The following is a 9,602-nucleotide window of genomic DNA, read 5'->3' as shown; positions in this document are numbered from 1 at the left end:
CAGCGCGCCCGTGGGCGGCGTGCCCAGCGCCTCGCCGACAGCGACGGCGCCGGCGTCCGCCGCATTGGCGGCCGAGGGCTCGGCGCCGACGGTGGAGACGCCTTCCGGAGTGATGGCGATGCGGACGCGCTCGTCGCCGTTGACCGCGAACATCTGGCGGTTCTGGTCGCGACCGTCGACCTGGATCTCATAGGTGGTGTCGCCGATGGTCAGGCGCTCACGGCCGCCCGTTCCTTCGAAGGCCATGGCGAAGTGGCCCATGACCAGGAGGACGGCGCCGATGATGACGGCCTTGCGCGGGCCCAGGTACTTGTCGGCGATCATGCCGCCGATGACCGGCATCAGATACACCAGCGCGGCGTAGGCGGCGTAGATGCCCTGCGCCTCGGCCGGGCCGAACAGGAAATGCTGGGTCAGGTACAGGACCAGCAGCACCCGCATGCCGTAGTAGGAGAACCGCTCCCACATCTCGGTGAAGAACAGGATCACCAGCCCCCGCGGGTGTCCCAGGAAAGTCTTGCGAGGCGCGAGCGCCCCCCCATCCGTCGCTGTCAACGGCCTACTCCAGATAGCCGCGCCGTACCGGGCGCGCGAAAGGCGCATAAGCAGCACGGCGGGCGCGCCTGGACAAGGCTTAAGGCTAGCGCCGCGTTAACATGTCCCGCGGGCGGCGGCTGGCCCGGACCCTGCTGGACCCGAGCCGACTCGGCGGGCGCTGTGCCAGCACGGGATAGGGAGGGCGTGATGGCCGTTCGGCCGATGCAGCCGTCGGACTATGAGGGCGTGAACCGCCTGTACCGGTCGGTCGGCTGGCCCGAGCGCTCGATCGCCGGCTGGCGCTGGCTGGAAGAGAATCCGGCGCGGATCGAAACCGGCGCGCCCCTCGGCTGGGTGATAGCGGACGAGGCCGACGCACCCGTGGCGGTGGTCGGCAACTTGGTCCAGCGGTTCCAGGCGGGGCCGCGAAGCCTGCATGGGGCCACCGGCTTCTCCATCGTGGTGCCGCCGTCGCGCGCCGGCGCCAGCCGGTCGTTGATCCGCGCGGTGCTGAAGCAGCCCGGCCTGTTCGCCGCCTACACCTTCAACGCCAATCCCAAGGCGGCCCCGCTGTACAAGCATTTCGGGCTGCGCCCCTATCCGGACGAGACCCATGCGCTGAAGCTGTCGTGGCGCGTGGACTGGGTGGCCAGCCTGCGCGGAAGGCTGCTGCGCGGCCTGTACGCGCGGGCCCGCGCGGAAGACGCGCACCGGATCGGGGAAAGGCTGCTGAACCGGCGGCTGGACGCGCCTCGGCCGCTGCGGCTGCCGGTCACGGTCCAGGAGCTGTCCGACCTGTCGGACCGGTCGCCCTACGCCGCCTACTGGCGCGCGCTGTCGGCGGCGACGCCCCTGCTGGCGGATCGGTCGCCGGAGACGATGCGGTGGCGGGTATCCGATCCGGACCAGACGCGCGCGCCGATCCTGCTGGCCTGCGTCCGCGAAGGCGCGATCCGCGGCGTGGCGATGGCGATGATCGCCAAGACCAGCATTCTGGAGCCGCCTTCTCTGGACGTCATCGATGTGACGACCCTTCCCGGCGAGGACGAGGCCGCGCGCCTGCTGGTCCGCACGCTGATCGACAATGCGCGAGGCCTGGGCGCGGCCAAGGTGCGACTGCCGATGACCTCGCCCGGCCTCCTGGCGCAACTGGGCCCCTTGGCGAGCCGCGCCCGCAAGGAGGGCGGCTGGGGACACTGCCACGCCCGAATCCTGGACGAGACGCTGGCGGCCCAATGGTCGCCGACGCCGTTCGACGGCGACTTCTCGATCTGCTCACGCCCGGCGCCGCTGCGGCCGGGCCGGGCCGCACGGCGGGCGTCCCCTGCGGTCGGACGCGTGGCCAAGGCCTGAGCGGGCGGAGCCTCCGGCCAGAGCCCTAGCGTCCGGGGCGGGCCTTCAGTTCGTCGCGGATTTCGGTCAGCAGAAGCTCGGTCGCGGTCGGGGCGGGCGGCGCCGGATCCGGCTGGGCCGCCTGCTGGCGACGCAGGGCGTTGATGCCCTTGACCACCAGGAACACCACCCAGGCCACGATCAGGAACTGGATCACGGTGTTCAGGAAGGCGCCGTACTGGATCGCGACCTTCTCGACCTCTTCGGTCGCCAGGTTCTCGGGCCGCAGCACCCATTCCAGCTCGGAAAAGTCGATGCCGCCGGTGACCAGGCCGATGGGGGGCATCACCACCTGATCGACCAGGCTTTTGACGATGCCGTTGAAGGCCGCGCCGATGATCACGCCGACGGCCAGATCGACGACATTGCCCTTGACCGCGAACTCGCGGAACTCGGAAATCAGGCTCATGGGGTGTCTCTGCGGTTCAGGCGTCGCCGGATGCGTTCAGCCGCTCGCGCAGCTCCTTGCCGCTCTTGAAGAAGGGCACGGCCTTGGCCGGAACGTCGACCATTTCCCCGGTGCGGGGGTTGCGTCCCACCCGCGCCGGACGCGAGCGCACGGAAAAGGCCCCGAAGCCGCGAAGTTCGACCCGTCCGCCATCGGACAAGGCGTCCGTCATCTTGCCGAGAATGACATTGACCAGCCGCTCCACCTCCGCATGGGTCAGGTGAGTGTTCTCAGCCGCCAGTTTCTCGATCATTTCCGACTTGATCATGAAGCCCCTGCCTTCGTCCGATTGATAGAACGCCGTTTGAGGTTGGTGCCCTACCCTAACCCCCGAACGACATTGCACAAAGCCCTCTTGTGCAACGCCGCGTTCAACGGATTCCACCATGTCCGCTGGCGGACACAGGCGCAAGCGGCGACCGCCGTTCTTGGCGCATAAAGAAAAAGGGCGGCGGGATCGCTCCCGCCGCCCTCAGGCGTTTCTGACGCCGCCGCAGAGCACAGGGCGCTCTGCGGCTGGCGCTTACTCCTTGGCGCCGGCGTTCTTGAGCGCAGCGCCCAGGATGTCGCCCAGCGAAGCGCCGGAGTCCGACGAGCCGAACTGTTCGATGGCTTCCTGTTCGTCCTTCATTTCCAGCGCCTTGATCGACACCGAGACGCGGCGCGAGGCCTTGTCGACGGCGGTGATCATGGCGTCGACGCGATCGCCGACGGCGAAGCGTTCCGGACGTTGCTCATTGCGGTCGCGCGACAGGTCCGACTTGCGGACGAAGGCCGTGACCGGCGCGTCGTCTTCACCGAACTTGACCTCGATGCCGCCGGTCTCGATCGACGAGACGGTGACGGTGATCTGCTGGCCGCGACGATAGGTGTCGCCTTCGCCGATCGGGTCGCCGCCCAGTTGCTTGATGCCCAGCGAGACGCGTTCCTTCTCGACGTCGACGTCCAGGACCTTGGCCTTGACCATCTCGCCCTTGCGGTAGCGCTGGATGGCTTCTTCGCCCGAGACCGACCAGTCGAGGTCGGACAGGTGGACCATGCCGTCGATGTCGTTGTCCAGGCCGATGAACAGGCCGAACTCGGTGGCGTTCTTGACTTCGCCCTCGACGGTCGAGCCGATCGGGTGATTGGCGACGAAGGCGTCCCACGGATTGTCCTGAGCCTGCTTCAGGCCCAGCGAGATGCGGCGCTTGGAGGCGTCGACGTCCAGGACGACCACGTCCACTTCCTGCGAGGTGGAGACGATCTTGCCCGGATGGACGTTCTTCTTGGTCCAGGACATTTCCGAGACGTGGACCAGGCCCTCGACCCCGGCTTCCAGCTCCACGAAGGCGCCGTAGTCGGTGATGTTGGTGATGCGGCCCGTGTACTTGGCGCCGACCGGATACTTGGCTTCCACGCCGTCCCAGGGGTCCGACTGCAGTTGCTTCATGCCCAGGCTGATGCGCTGGGTGTCCGGGTTGATCTTGACGATCTGGACCTTGACGGTGTCGCCGACGGCGAGGACCTGCGACGGGTGCGAGACGCGCTTCCACGACATGTCGGTGACGTGCAGCAGGCCGTCGATGCCGCCCAGGTCGACGAAAGCGCCGTAGTCGGTGATGTTCTTGACGACGCCCTCGCGGACTTCACCCTCTTGCAGCTGGCCGACCAGCTCGGTGCGCTGTTCGGCGCGGGCCTCTTCCAGGATGGCGCGACGCGAGACGACGATGTTGCCGCGCGGACGGTCCATCTTCAGGATGGCGAAGGGCTGTTCCTTGCCCATCAGCGGGCCGACGTCGCGGACCGGACGGATGTCGACCTGCGAGCCCGGCAGGAAGGCCGAGGCGCCGCCCAGGTCGACGGTGAAGCCGCCCTTGACGCGGCCGACGATGGCGCCGTTGACCGGCTGGCCTTCGGCGAACACGGCTTCCAGACGGGTCCAGGCTTCCTCGCGGCGAGCCTTGTCGCGGCTGATGACGGCTTCGCCGAGAGCGTTCTCGACGCGCTCGAGGTAGACTTCGACGTTGTCGCCGACCTTCGGCAGCGCGGCGTCGTCGCCCTGGCCGAACTCGCGCATGGCGATGCGGCCTTCGGTCTTCAGGCCGACATCGATGATGACGATGTCTTTTTCGATGCCGACGACGCGGCCGTGGACCACTTGGCCTTCGCCGAAGTCGCGGCCCTGCAGTTGTTCGTCAAGCAGCGCGGCGAAATCGTCGCGCGAGGGGGAGAGAGTGTCAGTCATGGAGCTGGAAAGCGTCCTGTGGGGGCTGAGGCGCACGACCGTAGCGGCCCCGCGCGAGGTGAACCCCTCACGCAGCTGAGCGCCGCGCGCGAGGCGATAGGAAAAGAAAAGTCAGTCAGGTCGTCAGGATGCGAGGCCGTTCAGAACGATCAGGACGCCCGCGGAGGCCGAGGATGGGAGCGTTGGATTTGCGAAACGGATCAGAGACCGTGTTTCGCGCGCGCCGCCTCGACGATACGGCGGGCCGCATCGAAGGCGGCTTCTATACCCATGTCGGTGGTGTCCAGCAAGACCGCGTCGTCCGCCTGGACCATCGGGGCCGCGCCGCGACCGGCGTCGCGCTCGTCCCGGCGCTGGATGTCGGCCAGCATGTCCTCGAAGGCAATGTCGAAGCCGCGGGCCGTCAGCTGCTTCCATCGACGTTCGGCGCGGACGTGGGCCGTCGCCGTGACGAACAGCTTGGCCTGGGCCTGAGGCGCGATCACCGTGCCGATGTCGCGGCCGTCCAGCACGGCGCCGCCCGGTTGGGCCGCGAACGCCTGCTGCAGTTCCAGCAACGCGGCGCGCACGCCGGGATAGCCCGCGACGCGGCTGGCCGCCTCGCCCGCCTCGCCCGTGGTCAGCCGTTCGTCCTCGGTCAGTCCCGCCGGAACCAGCGAGCGCGCCGCCGCCTCCGCGGCTTCCTCGTCGGCCAGCGAATGGCCGTCGCCCAGCACCTTCACCCCGACGGCGCGATACAGCAGCCCGGTGTCCAGATGCGCCAGGCCGTAGGTTCGCGCCAGACGCGCGGCGATGGTGCCCTTGCCCGAGGCGGCCGGGCCGTCAACGGCGATGATGAGATTCCGGATCATGCCGTCGCCTTTTCAGGCGCGATCAGATCCCAAACCGCAACACACAAGACGACAACGCCGGCCAGAGCCACAAGGCCGCACATCGCCACAACCAGATCGAACTGCCAACCGTCAGCCGTGCGGCTCAGTTGAAACGCGGCTGGACCCCTGTTGACCCTGAGGCTCCAGTCAATGCTGCCCGACTGATGGAACGCGAACGACGCCCAGCCGAAGATAAGGCTTAGCACACCGGCCCCCACAACCCTCAACGGAGCAGTTTCACGACTTCGGCTCATGCAATCAGTCCGCCCATGCCATTCATCAGGTCGACGAAGCCGGGGAAGCTGGTGGCGATCATGCCGGGTTCGTCGACCGAGACGGGTTGTTCGGCCGCCAGGCCCAGCACCAGGTGGCTCATGGCGATGCGGTGGTCGTGGGCGGTGTGCACGGTCGCGCCGCCCGGAACAGCGCCTCCGGTGACGATGAAGCCCTCGGGCTCCTCGTCCACCGCCACGCCGCAGGCGCGCAGTCCGTTGACCATCAGGGCGATGCGGTCGCTCTCCTTGACCCGCATCTCGCCCACGCCGCGCATCACCGTCGCGCCCTGGGCGAAGGCGGCTGTGGCGGCCAGGATCGGATATTCGTCGATCATGGAGGCGGCGCGGCTTTCGGGCACGACCAGGCCGCGCAGCGTCGAATGCCGCGCGGTGACGTCGCCGATCCGCTCGCCGCCGCTCTCGCGCTCGTTCGTGGTGGTCAGGTCGGCGCCCATCTCGATCCAGGTTTCGAACAGGCCGGTGCGCAGGGGGTTGAGCATCACCCCCTCGACCGTCACCTCCGACCCCGGCACGATCAATCCCGCCGCCAGCGGGAAGGCCGCCGAGGATGGATCGCCGGGCACCTTCACCGTGGTTCCGCGCAGCGGCTGGCCGCCCTTCAGGGTGATGGTCCAGCCTTCGCCCGCCGGCGTGACCGCCACCTCGGCGCCGAAGGCCCTGAGCATTCGTTCGGTGTGGTCGCGGCTCTTTTCCGGCTCGGTGACCACCGTCTCGCCCTCGGCGTTCAGCCCGGCCAGCAGGATCGCCGACTTCACCTGGGCCGAGGCCACCGTCTGCACATAGTCGATGGCGCGCAGCGAACCGCCGGTCAGGGCCACGGGCAGCCGATCCTCGGACGCCAGCCAGCCGAACCGCGCGCCCATGTCGGCCAGCGGGCCGGTGACGCGCTTCATGGGCCGCTTGCGCAGGGACTGGTCCCCGTCGAAGGTCGCCGTCAGCGGATAGCCGGCCGCCGCCCCCATCAGCAGGCGCACGCCGGTGCCGGCGTTGCCGCAGTCGATGACGGTCTGCGGGGTGCGCAAGCCCCCCGCCCCCTCGATGCGCCAGCGGCCGCCGCCCAGCCGTTCGACCTTGGCGCCGAAAGCCTGGATCGCACGGGCGGTGGCCAGGACGTCGTCGCCCTCGAGCAGGCCCTCAACCTCGGTCACGCCCGAGGCCATTCCACCCAGGATCATCGACCGATGCGACATGGACTTGTCGCCGGGCGCGCGCACCACGCCGGCGAGAGCGGTCGAACGTCGGGCGGTCAGTTGGGAAGGCATCGGCACCCGCTTCAGGCTGGATCGATCGGAACGCCGCGCGGGGGCGCGAAAGACAGCTTTTGACAGCGGCCCAAAGGGGTGGCAAGGGACCGCCCCGAATTCAATCCGTTGGAAGGTCTACTCCCGTGGCCAATCCCGAACTGGGCGCCAAACAGGTTTGCCCGAACTGTCAGGCGAAGTTCTACGACCTGAACCGCCGTCCGGCCCACTGCCCCAAGTGCGGCACGGACTTCGATCCCGAAGAAGCGATGAAGCTGCGCGGCCGCCGGACCCGTCCGGGCTACCCCGCCGATGACGAGGACACCGAGGATCAGGTCAAGGACAAGAGCGCCGAGAGCGAAGACGACGAGGAAGAAGACGTCCGCGCCCCGGAAATCGACGAGGAAGGCCATGAGCCGATCCTGACGCCCGACGACGACGACGACAGCCCGGCCGACGCTTCGGAAGAAGCCGGCATGGGCGCGACCGACGGCGACGACGACGACGTCCTGGGCGATGACGACGACGATGATTCCGTGCCGTTCATCGAGGACGACGACGACGATTCCATCGACGACGAGATCGCCAAGCCCTCGCGCGACGACGACTGACCCCTTGCGGCGGCCGTCCGTGTCCCCACGACGCCGGGGACACGGGCGGACCAACTCTTTACGCGTTGAAAAACAACAGGATTTTCGCGATTGGAAGCGCCGCGAAAATAAATCCTGAAACGGGCTTGATCACTGAAAAGCCCTGACATAGTTTCCGCCGCCTCGCCGGGGGCCATCGCAAGATGAACCGGGCGGACCAGACCGAAAGGTCCGGGGCTATAGCTCAGTTGGTAGAGCGCTTGAATGGCATTCAAGAGGTCAGCGGTTCGACTCCGCTTAGCTCCACCAGTTTCCTGAAGCCCGGCTGCGAATGCAGCCGGGCTTCTTTGCTTTGGGCGGGTCCGGACCGGGTCTGGTTCAGCCGTGCGAAGGTCGGCGGCGGTCGACCGCACCCTAGCCCTGGTCGAAAGGCTTGCTGAGCACCATCGGGCGTTCGCCCCCCGCTGGGGAACGGGACCGGCTGTCGGATATCTCGGTCGAGGCCCAGCGGTCCCACATCTGGAAATAGAGGCCGTAGTTGCCGTTGAAGCGCTTGTGGTGCGCGTCGTGGTGGGTGGCGGTGATCATCCAGCGCAGGGGCGCACGCTCCAGCCAGGCGGCGGGCCATACCTCGCGGCCCGCGTGGTTCAGGACCGCCGTGGCGGTCATGAGGGTCAGGAGCGCCAGCGCCACGCCCCAGTGGATGGGAACGAACCACGCCAGGGCCGGCAGGAACCAGGCCGTCGCGACGGCCTCGGCCGGGTCGAACGCGAAGGAGGCGAAGGCGCTGGGGTCCCGGGACCGATGATGTTCCGCGTGCGCCCACGGGAAAATGCGCGGATGATGCAGCGCGCGATGGACCCAGTAGTAGAAGGCGTCGTGCGCCAGCAGGTAGAGGACGAAGCTGACCGGCAGCCACCACAGCGGCCAGGCGTTCGGGTCGCTGTACATCGCCGTCCCGCCCCGCTTCCACGCTTCCAGCGCCACGGCCGCCGGCAGGGCGTAGATGGGGCAGGAAATCAGCGAGGCGACGATTTCGGCGCGGATACGCTTCATCGCCGGCCGACGATGGTTCAGCTGGCGGCCCCGGCCTGCGCCGCCCCACAGAAGCCCGTGGGTGACGACGCCGACCAGAAGATAGCGCACGCCGATGATGAGGCTGAGCGCGGCGGTCGTGACGAGCAGGTCGATCAGCATATCCGCACAGACGATCAAAGCCCCGCCTGGGTCAAGTCGTGGCGACCGGTGCATAAAGGGCTTATGATGCCGCCATGTCTGCGCCGGTGATGATCCTTTTGTTCGTGGCCGCCTTTCTGGGGATGGAGGTCTTCGCCTGGGCCATGCATCGCTATGTCATGCACGGCCTGCTGTGGACGTGGCATCGCAGCCATCATGAACCGCACGATCATCGCCTGGAGCGCAACGACCTGTTCGCGGTGGTCTTCGCCGCGCCGGCGATCGTGCTGATCGCGGTGGGAATGCACGTCTGGCCGTGGGCCCTGCCGATCGGCCTGGGCGTCACCGCCTATGGAATGGTCTATTTCTATTTCCACGACGGACTGGTGCATCGGCGGTTCCCGACGGGGGTCGACGGCCGGTCAGCGTTCTGGACGCGACGCATCCAGGCCCACCGCCTGCACCACGCCGTGCGCACGCGCGAAGGCTGCGTCTCGTTCGGCTTCCTGTGGGTCCGCTCGGCGCGGGCGCTGAAGGCCGAGCTGTCTCAGAAACGCGGCTCTTCCAGCAACGGCGCCTGAGCCAGAGCGGCCAGGTCCGCCGAGCCGGTGCAGAAGCAGGCCAGCCGCAACTGGGCCGCCATCAGGTCCAGATGATCGACCACCGCCTCGGTCGACGTCAGCGCCGCCTCCAGCACCCCGGCCGCCTGCCCCACCAGACAGGCGCCCAGCCGAATGGCGCGCGCCGCGTCCAGCCCGTCGCGGACGCCGCCCGACCCGATCAGGTCCAGCGCCGGCGCGGCCCGGGCGCAGTCGCTGAGGCT

The 9,602-nt window shown here is 68.2% G+C and carries 11 protein-coding genes, 1 tRNA gene and 1 pseudogene; 4 read left to right on the top strand and 9 right to left on the bottom strand.

Annotated features, from left to right (window positions below; all coding sequences use genetic code 11):
- Positions 1-489 (bottom strand): annotated as a pseudogene (locus ACE3PU_RS09980) (hypothetical protein); the annotation flags it as partial.
- Positions 490-744: 255 nt separating this feature from the next.
- On the opposite strand from ACE3PU_RS09980, the gene ACE3PU_RS09975 reads away from it, so the two are divergent.
- Positions 745-1,890, top strand: coding sequence for an N-acetyltransferase (locus ACE3PU_RS09975; protein ID WP_374389259.1), 1,146 nt, complete (start codon positions 745-747; stop codon positions 1,888-1,890).
- 25 nt (positions 1,891-1,915) lie between these two features.
- Here ACE3PU_RS09975 and mscL read toward each other — a convergent pair whose 3' ends face one another.
- From mscL to aroA, 6 genes are all read right to left on the bottom strand, one after another.
- Complete coding sequence (gene mscL, locus ACE3PU_RS09970; protein ID WP_374389257.1) at positions 1,916-2,338, bottom strand: large-conductance mechanosensitive channel protein MscL; 423 nt, start codon at positions 2,336-2,338, stop codon at positions 1,916-1,918.
- A 16-nt stretch (positions 2,339-2,354) separates the two neighbouring features.
- Positions 2,355-2,645: an integration host factor subunit beta gene (locus tag ACE3PU_RS09965; RefSeq protein WP_374389255.1), complete on the bottom strand. Its 291-nt coding sequence runs from the start codon at positions 2,643-2,645 to the stop codon at positions 2,355-2,357.
- 255 nt (positions 2,646-2,900) lie between these two features.
- On the bottom strand, positions 2,901-4,604 hold the full coding sequence (gene rpsA / locus ACE3PU_RS09960) for a 30S ribosomal protein S1 (protein WP_374389253.1): 1,704 nt from the start codon (positions 4,602-4,604) through the stop codon (positions 2,901-2,903).
- A 200-nt stretch (positions 4,605-4,804) separates the two neighbouring features.
- Positions 4,805-5,455 (bottom strand): (d)CMP kinase, encoded by a 651-nt coding sequence (gene cmk / locus ACE3PU_RS09955; RefSeq protein WP_374389251.1) that lies wholly within the window; start codon positions 5,453-5,455, stop codon positions 4,805-4,807.
- Positions 5,452-5,730, bottom strand: coding sequence for a hypothetical protein (locus tag ACE3PU_RS09950; protein WP_374389249.1), 279 nt, complete (start codon positions 5,728-5,730; stop codon positions 5,452-5,454). Before ACE3PU_RS09950 ends, cmk begins: the two co-directional genes overlap by 4 nt.
- Complete coding sequence (gene aroA, locus ACE3PU_RS09945; RefSeq protein ID WP_374389247.1) at positions 5,727-7,034, bottom strand: 3-phosphoshikimate 1-carboxyvinyltransferase; 1,308 nt, start codon at positions 7,032-7,034, stop codon at positions 5,727-5,729. Before aroA ends, ACE3PU_RS09950 begins: the two co-directional genes overlap by 4 nt.
- 125 nt (positions 7,035-7,159) lie before the next feature.
- Between aroA and ACE3PU_RS09940 the strand changes: the two genes are divergently transcribed.
- Entirely contained in the window at positions 7,160-7,624 is a 465-nt protein-coding gene (locus tag ACE3PU_RS09940; protein ID WP_374389245.1) for a TIGR02300 family protein, read from the top strand.
- Positions 7,625-7,836: 212 nt separating this feature from the next.
- Positions 7,837-7,912: transfer RNA gene (locus ACE3PU_RS09935), tRNA-Ala, on the top strand.
- A 105-nt stretch (positions 7,913-8,017) separates the two neighbouring features.
- Here the strand turns inward: ACE3PU_RS09935 and ACE3PU_RS09930 are convergent.
- Complete coding sequence (locus tag ACE3PU_RS09930) at positions 8,018-8,800, bottom strand: sterol desaturase family protein (RefSeq protein WP_374389243.1); 783 nt, start codon at positions 8,798-8,800, stop codon at positions 8,018-8,020.
- A 74-nt stretch (positions 8,801-8,874) separates the two neighbouring features.
- Here ACE3PU_RS09930 and ACE3PU_RS09925 point away from each other — a divergent pair, with 74 nt between their 5' ends.
- On the top strand, positions 8,875-9,360 hold the full coding sequence (locus tag ACE3PU_RS09925) for a sterol desaturase family protein (RefSeq protein WP_374389240.1): 486 nt from the start codon (positions 8,875-8,877) through the stop codon (positions 9,358-9,360).
- Here the strand turns inward: ACE3PU_RS09925 and ACE3PU_RS09920 are convergent.
- The coding region (locus ACE3PU_RS09920; protein ID WP_374389238.1) for an alpha-hydroxy-acid oxidizing protein at positions 9,327-9,602 on the bottom strand (276 nt) is incomplete at its 5' end. The two genes, ACE3PU_RS09925 and ACE3PU_RS09920, sit on opposite strands and share 34 nt — an antisense overlap.

This window comes from Brevundimonas sp., assembly GCF_041911375.1.
GTDB lineage: Bacteria > Pseudomonadota > Alphaproteobacteria > Caulobacterales > Caulobacteraceae > Brevundimonas.
The sequence above is the reverse complement of the archived record's forward strand: the minus strand, read 5'-3'. Positions and strand labels throughout refer to the sequence as shown.